Source organism: Polaribacter pacificus, assembly GCF_038024035.1.
Classification (GTDB): Bacteria; Bacteroidota; Bacteroidia; order Flavobacteriales; family Flavobacteriaceae; genus Polaribacter; species Polaribacter pacificus.
In genome coordinates, this window is the sequence record NZ_CP150664.1 from 2,197,854 (window position 1) to 2,212,335 (window position 14,482).

13 protein-coding genes and 1 riboswitch are annotated in these 14,482 nt (G+C 35.7%); of the genes, 8 read left to right on the forward strand and 5 right to left on the reverse strand.

The annotated features are described in order from the left end of the window. Positions 1-100: 100 nt before the first annotated feature. Complete coding sequence (locus WHC90_RS09990) at positions 101-520, forward strand: CBS domain-containing protein (RefSeq protein WP_188598326.1); 420 nt, start codon at positions 101-103, stop codon at positions 518-520. A 54-nt stretch (positions 521-574) separates the two neighbouring features. On the opposite strand, the gene rpe is transcribed toward WHC90_RS09990, so the two are convergent. Together rpe and WHC90_RS10000 are read right to left on the reverse strand one after the other, a co-directional pair. Further along, positions 575-1,225, reverse strand: coding sequence for a ribulose-phosphate 3-epimerase (gene rpe / locus WHC90_RS09995; protein ID WP_188598327.1), 651 nt, complete (start codon positions 1,223-1,225; stop codon positions 575-577). Positions 1,226-1,323: 98 nt separating this feature from the next. Continuing rightward, positions 1,324-2,187, reverse strand: coding sequence for a sigma-70 family RNA polymerase sigma factor (locus WHC90_RS10000; RefSeq protein WP_188598328.1), 864 nt, complete (start codon positions 2,185-2,187; stop codon positions 1,324-1,326). Between the two features lie 280 nt (positions 2,188-2,467). Between WHC90_RS10000 and WHC90_RS10005 the strand changes: the two genes are divergently transcribed. Beyond that, positions 2,468-2,770 (forward strand): hypothetical protein, encoded by a 303-nt coding sequence (locus WHC90_RS10005; protein ID WP_188598329.1) that lies wholly within the window; start codon positions 2,468-2,470, stop codon positions 2,768-2,770. Positions 2,771-2,917: 147 nt separating this feature from the next. On the opposite strand, the gene WHC90_RS10010 is transcribed toward WHC90_RS10005, so the two are convergent. Beyond that, positions 2,918-3,532, reverse strand: a complete 615-nt coding sequence (locus WHC90_RS10010; RefSeq protein ID WP_188598330.1) for a deoxynucleoside kinase — start codon at positions 3,530-3,532, stop codon at positions 2,918-2,920. A gap of 121 nt (positions 3,533-3,653) precedes the next feature. After that, positions 3,654-4,163: a DUF3124 domain-containing protein gene (locus tag WHC90_RS10015; RefSeq protein WP_188598331.1), complete on the reverse strand. Its 510-nt coding sequence runs from the start codon at positions 4,161-4,163 to the stop codon at positions 3,654-3,656. Between the two features lie 221 nt (positions 4,164-4,384). Between WHC90_RS10015 and WHC90_RS10020 the strand changes: the two genes are divergently transcribed. Next, the gene (locus tag WHC90_RS10020) at positions 4,385-5,590 is read left to right on the forward strand and encodes a geranylgeranyl reductase family protein (protein ID WP_262890147.1); all 1,206 of its coding nucleotides are present in this window, start codon (positions 4,385-4,387) and stop codon (positions 5,588-5,590) included. Positions 5,591-5,671: 81 nt separating this feature from the next. Here WHC90_RS10020 and metK read toward each other — a convergent pair whose 3' ends face one another. After that, on the reverse strand, positions 5,672-6,925 hold the full coding sequence (metK, locus tag WHC90_RS10025) for a methionine adenosyltransferase (RefSeq protein ID WP_188598333.1): 1,254 nt from the start codon (positions 6,923-6,925) through the stop codon (positions 5,672-5,674). 287 nt (positions 6,926-7,212) lie between these two features. Further along, positions 7,213-7,337, forward strand: a riboswitch (SAM riboswitch). Positions 7,338-7,460: 123 nt separating this feature from the next. Between metK and WHC90_RS10030 the strand changes: the two genes are divergently transcribed. The 5 genes from WHC90_RS10030 (at position 7,461) to WHC90_RS10050 (ending at position 14,480) form a co-directional block, all read left to right on the forward strand. After that, positions 7,461-8,753, forward strand: coding sequence for an O-acetylhomoserine aminocarboxypropyltransferase/cysteine synthase family protein (locus tag WHC90_RS10030; protein ID WP_188598334.1), 1,293 nt, complete (start codon positions 7,461-7,463; stop codon positions 8,751-8,753). Positions 8,754-8,828: 75 nt separating this feature from the next. Then, positions 8,829-9,788, forward strand: a complete 960-nt coding sequence (locus tag WHC90_RS10035; protein ID WP_188598335.1) for an alpha/beta fold hydrolase — start codon at positions 8,829-8,831, stop codon at positions 9,786-9,788. 18 nt (positions 9,789-9,806) lie between these two features. Continuing rightward, positions 9,807-12,227 (forward strand): bifunctional aspartate kinase/homoserine dehydrogenase I, encoded by a 2,421-nt coding sequence (gene thrA / locus WHC90_RS10040; protein WP_188598336.1) that lies wholly within the window; start codon positions 9,807-9,809, stop codon positions 12,225-12,227. Positions 12,228-12,282: 55 nt separating this feature from the next. Continuing rightward, positions 12,283-13,476, forward strand: coding sequence for a trans-sulfuration enzyme family protein (locus tag WHC90_RS10045; protein WP_188598337.1), 1,194 nt, complete (start codon positions 12,283-12,285; stop codon positions 13,474-13,476). A 2-nt stretch (positions 13,477-13,478) separates the two neighbouring features. After that, positions 13,479-14,480 carry a homocysteine S-methyltransferase family protein gene (locus WHC90_RS10050; protein WP_188598338.1) on the forward strand — a complete coding sequence of 334 codons (1,002 nt, stop codon included), beginning with the start codon at positions 13,479-13,481 and terminating at the stop codon, positions 14,478-14,480. Positions 14,481-14,482: the final 2 nt, after the last annotated feature.

Here is a 14,482-nt window from a genome sequence, read left to right on the forward strand (position 1 = left end):
TCTAATATAGTTAAATTTTAAATAATCAAAGCTGATTTAAATCATACAATTAACAGTTTTATAGCTTGATCTTTATATAACAATTTAAACCCAGAGAATTATGAAAAAAAGAGAATTAGTAACTAAGATCATGTCTAATAATTTAATCACTGTAAATTTATCAAACAATTTAGTCGAAGCAGAAAAACTATTTAAAGAGTATAGTATCCGTCATATTCCGGTTGTAAATGGAGCTAAAATTATAGGAATGTTAAGTCTCACAGATTTGTTGCGAATTAGCTATGTTGATTCTTATGGAGCTGGAGAGAGTGAGGTTGATAGTACTGTGTATAGTGTCTTAACAATAGGGCAGGTAATGGTAAAAGATATCGTATCGGTTTCTGTAACTCATACCATTAAAGAAGTTGCTGAGATTTTAGCTAAAAATGAATTCCACGCCTTGCCAGTTTTGGATCAAGATAAATTAGTAGGAATCGTAACAACCACAGATTTGTTACAATATCTATTAGATCAATATTAATTGTATAAAAAAAGCCGAAGCAAATGCTTCGGCTTTTTTTATATTTCAATGTTTTTACATCGTTTTTAAATCAGCAATGGTTGCCAAAGGATCTTCTGATCCAAAAACATAACTTCCAGCGACCAAAACATCAGCACCAGCTTCTGTTAACGCAGCAGCGTTTTTATTGGTAACTCCTCCGTCTATTTCTATTTGACAGTCTGATTTTGAAAACTCGATCAAATGTTTTAATTGACGTACCTTTTTGTAAGTATTTTCAATAAATGACTGTCCTCCAAATCCTGGGTTTACGCTCATAATACAAACCAAGTCTAGATCAGCGATAACATCTTCTAATACAGCAATTGGTGTATGTGGGTTTAAGGCCACTCCGGCTTTCATCCCTGCAGCTTTAATAGCTTGTATAGTTCTGTGTAAATGAGTGCAAGCTTCGTAGTGTACCGTTAAAATATTAGCTCCTAAATCGGCAAAGGTTTTAATATAGCGATCAGGGTCTACAATCATTAAATGTACATCAATGGTTTTATTGGCATGTTTTGCAATGGCTTTTAAAACAGGCATTCCAAAAGAAATGTTTGGTACAAATACACCATCCATGATGTCAATATGAAACCAATCAGCTTCACTTTTATTAACCATTTCGATGTCTCGTTGTAAGTTGGCAAAATCTGCCGCTAGTATTGAAGGAGCAATTAAAGTTGTCATTTGTTGTGTTGTTGTGTTATTCTTTGCAAAAATACAATATAAAAAAGAAAGCGTTCAAAATAAATTGAACGCTTTTTATGATTGATTTTCTTTAGGGTTTATCCTAAATAAGTCATTAATATTTTACTTCTAGAAGTGTGTTTTAATCTTCTAATAGCTTTCTCTTTAATTTGACGAACACGCTCGCGAGTCAAATCAAAAGTTTCACCAATTTCTTCTAGAGTCATTGGTTGGTGCTCTCCTAAACCAAAGTATAGTTTTACTACATCTGCTTCACGTGGAGTTAAAGTTTCTAGAGCTCTAGAGATTTCAACGCGTAAAGATTCATGTAATAAAGCCTTGTCAGGGTTTGGTGATTCACCAGAGTTTAAAACGTCGTATAGGTTAGAATCTTCTCCTTCAATTAAAGGTGCATCCATAGATACATGACGTCCCGAGTTCTTCATAGACTCTTTTACGTCATTTACAGTCATGTCTAATTTCTTAGCAATTTCTTCTGCACTAGGAGGACGTTCATTTTCTTGTTCTAAGAAAGCGTACATCTTATTAATCTTATTGATAGACCCAATTTTATTTAAAGGCAAACGAACAATTCTTGATTGTTCTGCTAATGCTTGTAAAATAGATTGACGAATCCACCAAACAGCATAAGAAATAAATTTAAAACCACGAGTTTCATCAAAACGCTTTGCTGCTTTGATCAATCCTAAATTTCCTTCATTAATTAAATCAGGTAGGGTTAATCCTTGGTTTTGATATTGTTTTGCAACTGAGACTACGAAACGCAAATTTGCTTTGGTTAATTTTTCAAGAGCAATTTGATCACCAGCTTTAATTCGCTGAGCTAATTCTACTTCTTCATCGGCTGTAATTAAATCAACCTTTCCTATCTCTTGTAAATATTTGTCTAATGATGCGGTTTCTCTATTGGTAACCTGCTTGGTAATTTTAAGTTGTCTCATCTAATTGTCTCTCTTCTTTTGTAAATGTGATTACTAATTTCGCTACATATATTTATACGTAAAAACATCAAATAATGTTACAAACAAAAAAAAGTTTTTTTTTATTGAAAAATTAATTAACTTTGTCTCAGCAAAATAAGCAATAAATAAAACTGAAAACTTTTTTATATTGCTCCTTGCTATTCCCCTCATTAATTTTTTAGTTGTAATAACTTCTTTCGCCCCCAAAGAAATGGGAAGTTTGTTTACGCTAGTTTGTCTAAGCTTAAAAACAAGAAGTATGGAATTTACAAAAGCAGAAAGTCGCTTTACTATCTTAAGAGAAAAATTAAAAACAAACAAGAGGAAAATTCTTGTTTTTAAAATTATGAGCCCAATTTTAATGGCTTTATTTATTGTTTTTTCTTTTTTGATTTTTTATTATAACAATGTTGCTCAAACTAGTTCAGATTTGACTTTGATTTTCTCTAGCTTATTGGTAGCATTATTTATCTCTTTGGCTGTTATTGATTACGTCGTGAGTAAAAAAATTAGAGAAAATAAATATTTAGATAATAAAATATATAAACTATTGAAAATATAATTTTTTATAAAATAATTCAAATTTTATAAAAAAAAACCCGTACTTTGTCAACATGATAGGTATTGGGGGATTTCTATCATAATTTAAAAGGGCTATCGAAGATATTCGATAGCCCTTATTTTATATGGGTTGGTTAAGTATAGTGCCTTAAAATAAACCGTTTATTTGTGCATCTATACGATCAATAACATAGCCTAAATCTTCTTGATTTTCTACGAAATTCAGATTATCTACGTCGATAATTAATAATTTTCCTTTTGTATACGTAGATATCCAAGCCTCATAACGTTCATTAAGCCTGCTTAAATAATCAATACTGATAGAGTTTTCATAATCTCTTCCTCTTTTATGAATCTGTCCAACCAAATTAGAAATGCTAGATCTTAAATAAATGAGTAAATCTGGTGGTTTTACTAAATTCTCCATCAGTTCAAATAGCGAACTGTAATTTTGAAAATCTCTGTTAGTCATTAATCCCATGGCATGAAGATTGGGCGCAAATATATGAGCGTCTTCATAGATGGTTCTGTCTTGAATTATATTGTTTCCGCTTTCTCTTAATTCGAGTATTTGTCGAAATCTACTGTTTAAGAAATAAACTTGTAGATTAAATGACCAGCGTTCCATTTCGGCATAAAAATCGTCCAAATAAGGATTTTCATCAACTGATTCAAAATGAGGTTTCCAATGATAGTGTTTGGCTAATAATTGAGTAAGTGTGGTTTTCCCGGCACCAATATTTCCTGCAATAGCTACATGCATAATAGTTCTATAGAATTAAATGGTCGATAAAGTTAAACAAATTTTAGCAGTCGAAGGCAGTTTAGCAAATCAATTTATATACTTAATCGCTAATGTTTATAATTAAAATCAATGCTTGGGATTAGTCTATTCTTTTTCCAATCGTTGTAAAAGATAAGCCCTGTTGTCCCATTGTTGAGCTCATGATTCCTTCAAAAATTGGTTCAGGACTAGCTATTGGTGTTTTCCATTCAAAGATAAAATTAGCTCCAGTTCCACCACTGATGTCCAACTCATCTATAATAATTTCTACGGTTTCTAAAGGACTTAAATAAATAGGTTTATTAAAATAACTTCGGATGCGTTTTCCTTTGGTGTCAAAATAATCGGCCTTTAAAATATATATGGTGTCAGAGATACTCGTATTTCTCAAGCTAACCATAGCTGTCAAATTATGGGTCTTGTGTTCTGTTTGACTGTAAATTTGAGAGTAAACAGAGAGGTAGGTTTTTCCGGCTGACATGCTAGTCTCTGGATTAATTGTAGCTATTCTTTTGTCCCAGTTTACAGGATTAATAGAGCTAATTTCTGGAGTTTCTTGACAGGCAAAAATTAGTGGTATAGCTAAAAAAAAGTAAAAAAATTTTTTCATTTTTATTGTATTAATAGTGCAATACAGCAGTGTGAAAGTTACGTATTTTAAGCGTATTTAACAACAAAAAAATGTGAGTTATGTTGTTTGTTTCTAGAAGTTGTAGAATAGCATACATCTGTTTTTCTCTAGGTTTATTTAGAAAAAGAAAAAATGGAGCGTTTTAAATAACACTTTAGGATAAATATTTTGTGTCCTAACTACGAAACAGATAAAACGTTTTGCATTCAAGGCTATTTGTTCCAGTTTTAGGTATAAAAATAATATATTTACAAAAATTTTTTAGAATGAAAATATTTGATGTAGCAGTAATTGGAAGTGGCCCCGCAGGAGCTTCTGCTGCTTTAAAGTTGGCGGAGAATGGTATTTCTACAGTGCTAATAGAAAAAGAAACATTGCCACGATATAAAACTTGTGGAGGAGGTTTTGTGTTTAGAGGACGTAAGAACATGCCTTTTGATGTGAGTTCTGTAGTTGAAAGAGAATTTTACAAGATTGATGTTTATTTTGATAAGGCAGGAATCCACTTACAACCAGAGAGAGATGAGCCTATTGTAAGCATGATTATGCGTGATGATTTTGATAACTTAATTGTACAGAAAGCAAAAGAAGCTGGAATTACGTTGTTAGAAGGTCACAAATTAAAAGACATTACGTTTGGTGAGACGATCACCTTACATACATCTCAAGGAGATATACAGTCAAAATTTGTCATAGCAGCTGATGGAGCTCTTAGTCCAACTGCAAAACTTACTGGTTGGGAAGATACTCGTTATTTGATTCCAGCTTTAGAATATGAAGTTGAAGTGTCGCCAGAAGATTTTGAAAGATTGTCTAAAGAAGTACGCTTTGATTTTGACGCAGTTCCATTGGGTTACGGTTGGAGTTTTCCAAAGAAAAACCACCTGTCTATTGGAGTAGCTTCTGCCAGAAGAACCAAAATTGATTTAAAGAAATATTACAGAGAATACTTAATTACCCTTGGGATTACTGAGGTTGTAAATGAAGAATTTCACGGTTTTCAAATACCTGTTTCACCTAGAGAAGATGGATTCTTTAGAAAAAATGTACTCTTAGTAGGAGATGCAGCAGGATTTGCAGACCCGGTAACGGCTGAAGGTATTTCTAATGCAATACTTACCGGAGTTATGGCTGCGGAATCTATTATAGATGCTAAATTGGACAGTCAAAAAACAGAAGAAATTTACAATGCCAAGCTTAATGAAGTTTTGATCCCTGAGTTAAAAACAGGTGTTTATTTGTCAAAATTGTTTTATGAAAATGCAAGAGTTAGACATTTTTTAATGAAAAAATACGGAGTTCGTTTTGGTGAAGCAATGACAGATGTGTTTATGGGCTTGCGCTCGTACCCAGCTGATATTAAGAAAAGCATATTAGACAAACTTAAAGGATTTGTGTTTAAATAGATTCTTAAGCAGAAAATAACCAAAAGAAAACCTCCTAACAAAATTGCTAGGAGGTTTTTTTATGTGAATTAAACAAGTGTATTACAAGCCAAAAGCCTCTTTTACTTTGTCTACATAATCTAATTTCTCCCAAGTAAACAACTCTACATCCATAGTTATAGGATCTCCATTTGGTTGTTCAAAGGTTTTGGTTACTACCTCGTTTTGACGACCCATATGTCCATAAGCAGCTGTTTCGCTATAGATTGGGTTACGTAGTTTTAACCTGTCTTCAATTGCCGCTGGTCTCATATCAAAAAGTGTACTTACTTTGGCAGCAATTTCACCGTCAGTCATATTAAAAGGGCAGGTTCCGTAAGTGTCTACAAAAACACCCATCGGCTCTGCAACTCCAATTGCATAAGAAACCTGTACTAAAATTTCATCAGCAACACCCGCTGCAACAAGATTTTTTGCAATATGACGTGTTGCATAAGCAGCACTTCTATCTACCTTACTTGGATCTTTTCCAGAAAAAGCACCACCACCATGGGCTCCTTTTCCTCCGTATGTATCTACGATGATTTTTCTTCCTGTTAAGCCCGTATCTCCATGAGGTCCGCCAATCACAAATTTACCTGTTGGATTGATGTGATATTTAATGTCATCTGTAAATAAGGTTTGAATCTCTGGGCTTAATTGAGCTTTAACTCTAGGAATCAATATTTCAATAATATCTTTTCTGATTTTTGCCAACATTGCTGTTTCTTCATCAAAGTCATCGTGCTGAGTAGAAACCACAATCGCTTCGATTCTTTGAGGAACATTGTTATCAGAATATTCAATTGTCACCTGGCTTTTTGCATCAGGTCTTAGGTATTCTATTTCTTTGTTTTCTCTTCGTAAAACAGCTAATTCCTTTAAAATAAGATGCGATAAATCTAAAGCCAACGGCATTAAGTTTTCAGTTTCATTGGTTGCGTAACCAAACATCATTCCTTGATCTCCTGCACCTTGCTCTTCTTTATTAGCTTTGTCTACACCGCGATTGATATCATCAGATTGCTCGTGAATAGCAGAGAAAACACCACATGAATTTCCATCAAACATGTATTCACTTTTTGTGTAACCAATTTTATTGATCACATCTCTTGCAATTTTTTGAACATCTAAGTAGGTGTTTGATTTTACCTCGCCGGCAAGCACAACCTGTCCTGTGGTAACAAGTGTTTCACAAGCTACTTTTGACGCTGGGTCAAAGGCTAAAAAATGATCAATTAATGCATCAGAAATCTGATCTGCAACTTTGTCTGGGTGTCCTTCTGAAACAGATTCGGACGTAAAAAAATAAGACATAATTATTCTAGTTTTAAATTAAACTTCGAAAAAAAAATGTGATTGCGTTAGAGCGATAAAGGAGTAGAAATGTACTGCTTTAGCTTTTTTTAATGAGGTTGCAATCAGTTCAAATTTTTCCTCGAGTATTAAGGGCAAAGGTACGCTTAAAATTGAAACAAAAAAGAGATTCACTTGAAAATATTTAGCAGCTCATTTGCTGTTTTTTAAAAAAAATCAAAAAAAGCTTGCGTATTAACTTTTTCTAACTGAATATTTGCACTCAGAAAGTTCAAGAACTTATTGAAATGTTATCAAGAAAGGTGGAGGGATTAGACCCATTGAAACCTTAGCAACCCTTTACACTTAGTAAAGAAGGTGCTAAATTCTACTTAATTTCGGATTCATTTATCAGAAATTGGATAGATAACTAAACAAACAATTACAGGCCAGTAATTGTATGCAATCTTTATAACATTTTTCTAGTAGGTACGTCAGTAAAAATTGACGCATTTGGCTTTTGTTTTAATTTTTTATTAACTCAAAAAAAAGAAAAATGAGTACACAAAATTTTGCAACCAATGCGTTGCACGCAGGACACGATGTTGCACAAACATCAGGCACCAGAGCAGTCCCAATTTACCAATCAACCTCGTATGTGTTTAACGATTCAAACCATGCTGCAAATCTTTTTTCATTAAAGGAGTTGGGTTTTATTTATACCCGATTAAACAATCCTACAAATCAAGTTTTACAAGATCGTTTAGCGGCTTTAGAAGGCGGAATTGGTGCGGTGGTATTTGCTTCAGGCGCCGCTGCTATTTCTACGGGTTTACTAACCTTGTTAAAAGCAGGAGATCATATTGTGGCTTCTAGCAGTTTGTATGGAGGGACTTATAATTTGTTAAAGGTCACCTTACCAAGATTGGGCATTACAACCACTTTTGTGGATGCTACAGAGCCAGAAAATTTTGGGGCAGCGGTTCAAGAAAACACCAGAGCTATTTTTGTGGAGTCTTTAGGGAATCCAAAATTAGATGTGTTGGATTTGAAAGCAATTTCTCAAGAAGCCAAAAAGGCTAAAATCCCATTTATTGTAGATAATACTGTAGCGAGTCCAGCCTTGTTAAACCCAATAAAACACGGTGCGGATATAGTTATTCACTCGTTGACAAAATACATTGGAGGGCATGGAAATTCTTTAGGAGGCGCAATTATTGATGCAGGAACCTTTGATTGGTCTAGCGGAAAATTCCCAGAGTTTACAGAACCTTCTGCAGGTTACCACGGTTTGGTATATCACCAAGTTTTAGGTGCCGCGGCTTTTACTTTTAAATTAATTTTAGAGGGCCTCCGTGATTTTGGAGGGGCATTAAGTCCTACGAATGCTTTTCATATTATTCAGGGCTTAGAAACTTTAGAATTGAGAATTAAAAAACACAGCGAGAACGCATTGGCTTTGGCGCAATGGCTAGAACATCAAAAAGAAGTTGCCTGGGTTAATTATCCAGGATTGTCCAGCAGTCCCTATAAATCATTGGCTGATATGTATCTCCCAAAAGGTCAAAGTGGCTTGGTTACTTTTGGCGTCAAAGGAGGTTTTGAAGCTGCAAAAACCATTGCTGATTCTACTCAGTTATTTTCTCTGTTGGCAAATATTGGAGACACAAAATCACTCATCATTCATCCAGCGAGTACCACACATCAGCAATTAAACAACGAGGAGCAACTTAGTGCAGGAGTCTCTGAAGATTTAATCAGGTTGTCTGTTGGTATAGAGGATCTTGAAGATCTAAAAAAAGATTTGCAAGAGGCATTTGCTAAGATTAATCATCAGGTTCTTGCCTAAAACACATCTCTATAAACGCAGTCAGAAGTTTAATAAGCTTTTGACTGCGTTAAATCAGCTTAAAAATCATCACAAATGAAACCAGCTTTATCTCATATTCAGTTACTTAATTTTTCTACCGAAAAAGGGAATCAAATAGACAGTATATCCCTTAGCTATGAATTGTTTGGGCCCGCATTAGGAACAGCACCTGTTGTGCTAGTCAATCATGCGCTCACAGGGAACAGTACTGTTTGCGGAGCTGCAGGTTGGTGGAGTGATTTAATTGGTCCCCAAAAAGTAATAGACACCCATAAGTATAGCATTTTGGCATTTAATATTCCCGGAAATGGATATGATGGGCAGCAAATAGAAAATTATAAAGATTGGCAATGCAAAGATGTGGCACGTTTGTTTTTAGAGGGTTTAAAAGCCTTAAATATAAAGCAATTATTTGCCGTCATTGGCGGGTCTTTAGGTGGTGGAATCGCTTGGGAGATGGCAGTTCTTGCACCCAATTTAACGCAGCATTTGATTCCTGTAGCCTCTGATTGGAAAGCCACTGATTGGTTGATTGCCAACTGTTTGATTCAGGAAAAGCTGTTATTAAACTCAAGTCAACCAGTTCATGATGCACGCATGCACGCCATGCTGTGTTATAGAACTCCAGCATCTTTTAAAGCGCGTTTTAAACGGACAACTAATGAGGCACTTAAAATATTTAACGTAGAAAGCTGGTTGTTGCATCACGGCAAAAAACTACAAGAACGATTTCAGGTGTCATCCTATCTTTTAATGAATCAATTGCTAAAAAGTATTGCGGTTGATCAAAATACAGAAAATGTAAGGGCGTTGCTAAAAAGTATTAAGGCACAAATTCATCTGGTTGCAGTAGATTCTGATTTGTTTTTTACAGCAGAAGAAAATAGAGAAACCTATATGCTTTTAGGATCAGAAAAAGCGAGTTATCACGAGATCAAATCGATCCATGGGCATGATGCCTTTTTAATAGAGTATAAACAATTACAAAAAATTCTCACACCTATTTTTAATTAGGTGATGACCCATAAAAAAATGAAAGTTATAAAATTTGGAGGCATTTCTTTGTCAAATGGTATTGGCATAGACAATGCAATCGCCATCATCAAAAAGAAGATAAAAAAAGGAGAGCAAATTGTTGTGGTCGCATCAGCTAGAGGAAACACCACAGATCAATTAGAACAGCTCTTAGAAAAAGCGGCAAGAGGATCTGCCTATAAAACAGCATTAGAAAATTTTAAAGAAGAACAGCAGCAACCAACCCAAAATGCTGATTTAAGTGTTGAGTTTTTGCGCTTAGAAAATTTATTAGAGGCGGTCTTTTTACTTAAAGATTGCAGCCAAAAAATTAAGGATGAGGTTTTGGCGCAAGGTGAGCTATTGGCTGTAAAAATGCTTACGTCTTTGTTAGAAAGTTCAGGGATCACTGCACAAGCCATCGATGCAAGACAATTGCTGGTGACAGATGAAAACTTTGGCAATGCCAGTCCAATTGAGGCACTGTCAAAAGAAAAAGTTTTGGCTTGTTTTAATAAAATTGACAAGAATGTAGTGCCCGTGGTTACTGGGTTTATTGCGGCTAATATTAAAAATGAAACCACCACCTTGGGCAGAAACGGAAGTAATTATACTGCTTCACTTTTGGCCAATTATTTGGCTGCCGAAGAACTGCAAAACTACACTCATGTAAATGGTATTTATACCGCAAACCCTGATTTGGTTAAGGATGCAAAAAAAATAGCGCAACTGTCTTTTGCCGAAGCCAATGAGATGGCCAATTTTGGTGCTACTATTTTGCATGCTAAAACCATTACGCCCCTTTTAGAAAAGAATATCAATTTGCGTATTTTAAATAGTTTTAATCTGGAGGATCAAGGCACTTTAATTACTTCAGAGTCCAATCAGAAAGGGATTAAATCAATAGCGGTTTTAAACCAGGTTGCCCTCATTAATTTTGAAGGAAGAGGTTTGTTGGGAAAGGTTGGGGTAGATGCTCGAATTTTTAAAGCTTTAAGTGATCAGCAGATTAGTGTAAGTATTATTTCTCAGGGTTCTTCTGAGCGTGGAATTGGTCTTGTTGTTGATGCGGAAAAAGCCACAGAGGCTGTTTTGGCCCTTGAGGCTGCTTTTGAAATGGATTTTTACACCAAAGATGTGCATCGAATTTCTGTGATTGATGATGTTGCAGTGGTTTCAATTATTGGACAAGATCTAAATAATTTTCACCATCCCTTTAATGCCTTGATAAAAAATCAGATTGTTCCGCTGCTGTTTAACAATACCATTACGGGTAAAAATGTGAGTTTGGTTATAAAAAAAGCAGACCTTCACAAGGCTGTAAATGTAATTCACGGTCAGGTTTTTGGGGTGGCTAAAAAGGTAAACATTGCTGTTTTTGGCAAGGGATTGGTTGGAGGAACTCTTATAAATCAAATTTTAGAAAATGCCAAAGCGGTCTTAGATCGACGAAAAATAGAACTGAAAATTTTTGCCATTGCAAATTCTAAGCAGGTTTTAGTCAATCAAGATGGGGTTTCTAAAGATTGGGCTCATCAGTTAGAAAATCAAGAGACCACAAAGCTAGGTGTAGAAACGATCATTCAATTTGCAAAGACACATCATTTAGAAAATTTAATTGCCGTAGACAATACTGCCTCTGCAGATTTTGTCTCAAATTACCTGCCTTTGGTAAGTGCTGGTTTTGACTTGGTGTCTTCTAATAAAATTGCCAATACCAACTCTTTTTCTTTTTATAAAACCTTGAGAGAGGCCTTAAAAGAACACAAAAAAGAGTATTTGTATGAAACCAATGTGGGAGCGGGCTTGCCCTTAATAGATACCATTAAATTACTGCATGAATCAGGAGAGAATATCACGCGAATACGAGGCGTTTTTTCTGGCTCATTAAGCTATCTGTTTAACAAGTTTTCATCAGCTGATATTCCTTTTTCTACCGTCTTACAAGAAGCCATTGATTTGGGCTATACAGAACCAGATCCAAGAGAAGATTTGTGCGGAAATGACGTGGCGAGAAAATTATTGATTTTAGCCAGAGAACTCGATCTGGAAAATGAGTTTGAAGATATCCATATTGAAAATTTAATCCCACCGGCTTTTAGAGAGACTTCTTCTGCTAAATTTTTAAGCTCTTTGGCTGATCTTAATGCTGTTTTTACGGCTAAAAAGCAGGCTCAAAAAGAGGATCATGTACTAAGATATATAGGAGATCTTTCTGGCGATTTGTTTCAGAACAAAGGTCATTTAGATGTTAAGCTAACCTCTGTTCCCGTAAGTTCTCCCTTGGGATCTTTAAAAGGTTCTGATGCTATTTTTGAAATTTACACAGAATCCTATGGAGAGCAACCTATTGTTATTCAGGGAGCAGGAGCTGGAGCAAAAGTAACTGCTAGGGGTGTTTTTGGAGATATTTTACGTTTGGCAAAAAACAATAATTAAAAGCTATTCGCTTATAAAAAAGCCTAGTTCGATTGCAGCTAGGAAGAAGAATACTATGGAAGATTTACATTTTGAAACACTGGCCATTCGAAGCCAATCAGAGCGCAGTCAATTTGGAGAGCATTCTACTCCTTTGTACCTAACCTCGAGTTTTGTCTTTGACGATGCCGAAGATATGAGAGCTTCGTTTGCAGAGGAGAAAGAGAAGAATTTGTACAGTCGTTTTACAAATCCAAATACGACAGAATTTGTCAATAAAATGGTGACTATGGAGCACGCAGAAGCTGGGTATGCATTTGCAACGGGGATGGCGGCAGTGTTTTCTACTTTTGGAGCCTTATTAAATGCTGGTGATCATATAGTTTCTTGTCGATCTGTATTTGGTTCTACGCATACGCTGTTTACTAAGTACTTGCCTAAATGGCAAATAGAAACCAGTTATTTTAATGTCTCAGAGCTTGATAAAATAGAGAGCCTGATACAGGCAAATACCAAGATCTTGTACGCAGAAACCCCTACCAATCCTGGAGTAGATCTTTTAGATTTAGAGCTTTTGGGAAGATTAGCTAAAAAGCACAACTTATTGTTGGTGATAGACAACTGTTTTGCAACACCCTATTTGCAAAACCCCATTGATTTTGGAGCAGATCTCGTAATTCATTCGGCCACCAAATTAATTGATGGACAAGGACGAGTTTTAGGAGGGGTTGTCGTGGGTAAAAAAGCTCTGGTTAAAGAGATTTACTTGTTTTCTAGGAACACTGGGCCCGCCATGTCTCCATTTAATGCTTGGGTATTGTCTAAAAGTTTAGAAACGCTAGCGATTCGGGTAGAAAAGCACTGTGAAAATGCGCTAAAAGTAGCCGAGTTTTTAGAAACACAGGCGCAAGTTAATTTTGTAAGATATCCTTTTTTGATATCGCATCCGCAGTATAAAATAGCCAAAAAACAAATGAAATTAGGAGGCAGTATTGTTGCCTTTGAGTTGGCAGGAGGATTGTCTGCTGGGCGTCAATTTTTAAACGCATTAAAACTCTGTTCACTCTCTGCAAATTTGGGAGATACCAGAAGTATCGTAACGCATCCAGCCAGCACTACCCATAGCAAATTAGCTGAGGCAGATCGTTTGGAAGTAAAAATTACCGATGGCTTGGTAAGAGTCTCCGTTGGCTTAGAACATGTCTCTGATATAATCGCCGATTTAAAACAAGCTTTAGCAACAATAAAAGTGCAGGCAAAAAAACAATAACAATGAAGGAAACTAGAATTTTTAAAGAATTACAAAAACGAATTTTGGTGCTCGATGGGGCCATGGGTACGATGCTACAAGCCTATAAGTTTTCTGAAGCTGATTTTAGGGGTGAGCGATTTAAAGATTATCCAACCCCATTACAAGGCAATAATGATTTGCTTTCTATTACACAGCCTAAGGCAATTAAAGAAATTCACGCAAAATATTTTGAGGCAGGTGCAGATATTGTCGAGACCAATACCTTTTCTGGTACTTCCATTGCCATGGCAGATTATCAGTTAGAATCTTTGGTCTATGAATTAAATTTTGAGTCGGCTAAAATTGCCAAAGAAGTAGCAGAAGAATTTACTAAAAAAGAACCTCATAAACCACGATTTGTAGCAGGAAGCATCGGCCCTACTAACAGAACTGCAAGCATGTCTCCAGATGTTAACGACCCTGGATACAGAGCGGTTACTTTTGATGAACTGCGGATTGCCTATAAAGAACAGGTAGAAGCTTTGCTTGATGGTGGGGTAGATTTATTATTGGTAGAAACAGTGTTTGATACCTTAAATGCCAAAGCCGCTTTATTTGCTATTGAACAAGTAAAAGAAGAGCGAGGAATTAGCATTCCTATTATGCTAAGTGGAACCATCACAGATGCCAGCGGACGCACTTTGTCTGGGCAAACTGCAGAAGCCTTTTTAATTTCAGTTTCACATATTCCTCTTTTTTCGGTGGGCTTTAATTGCGCACTTGGTGCCAATTTGTTGCAACCTCATTTAGAGGCAATTGCTCAGAAAACCAGCTTTGCCATTTCTGCTCATCCCAACGCAGGACTGCCCAATGCTTTTGGAGAGTATGATGAAAGCCCAGAAGAGATGGGAGCTCAAATAGAAGAATACCTAAAGAAAGATTTGATCAATATTATTGGCGGCTGCTGTGGTACTACACCAGAACATATTAAAGTGATCGCGAGTATTGCAGCGAAGTATCAACCTAGAAAAATTTCTGTTTAGAA

Coding starts and splice junctions, on each gene's coding strand:
- WHC90_RS10005 (WP_188598329.1), top strand. CDS start 2,468: ATGGAATTTACAAAAGCAGAAAGTCGCTTTACTATCTTAAGAGAAAAA.
- WHC90_RS10045 (WP_188598337.1), top strand. CDS start 12,283: ATGGAAGATTTACATTTTGAAACACTGGCCATTCGAAGCCAATCAGAG.
- WHC90_RS10000 (WP_188598328.1), bottom strand. CDS start 2,187: ATGAGACAACTTAAAATTACCAAGCAGGTTACCAATAGAGAAACCGCA.
- WHC90_RS10050 (WP_188598338.1), top strand. CDS start 13,479: ATGAAGGAAACTAGAATTTTTAAAGAATTACAAAAACGAATTTTGGTG.
- WHC90_RS09990 (WP_188598326.1), top strand. CDS start 101: ATGAAAAAAAGAGAATTAGTAACTAAGATCATGTCTAATAATTTAATC.
- WHC90_RS10035 (WP_188598335.1), top strand. CDS start 8,829: ATGAAACCAGCTTTATCTCATATTCAGTTACTTAATTTTTCTACCGAA.
- WHC90_RS10030 (WP_188598334.1), top strand. CDS start 7,461: ATGAGTACACAAAATTTTGCAACCAATGCGTTGCACGCAGGACACGAT.
- metK (WP_188598333.1), bottom strand. CDS start 6,925: ATGTCTTATTTTTTTACGTCCGAATCTGTTTCAGAAGGACACCCAGAC.
- WHC90_RS10015 (WP_188598331.1), bottom strand. CDS start 4,163: ATGAAAAAATTTTTTTACTTTTTTTTAGCTATACCACTAATTTTTGCC.
- rpe (WP_188598327.1), bottom strand. CDS start 1,225: ATGACAACTTTAATTGCTCCTTCAATACTAGCGGCAGATTTTGCCAAC.
- thrA (WP_188598336.1), top strand. CDS start 9,807: ATGAAAGTTATAAAATTTGGAGGCATTTCTTTGTCAAATGGTATTGGC.
- WHC90_RS10010 (WP_188598330.1), bottom strand. CDS start 3,532: ATGCATGTAGCTATTGCAGGAAATATTGGTGCCGGGAAAACCACACTT.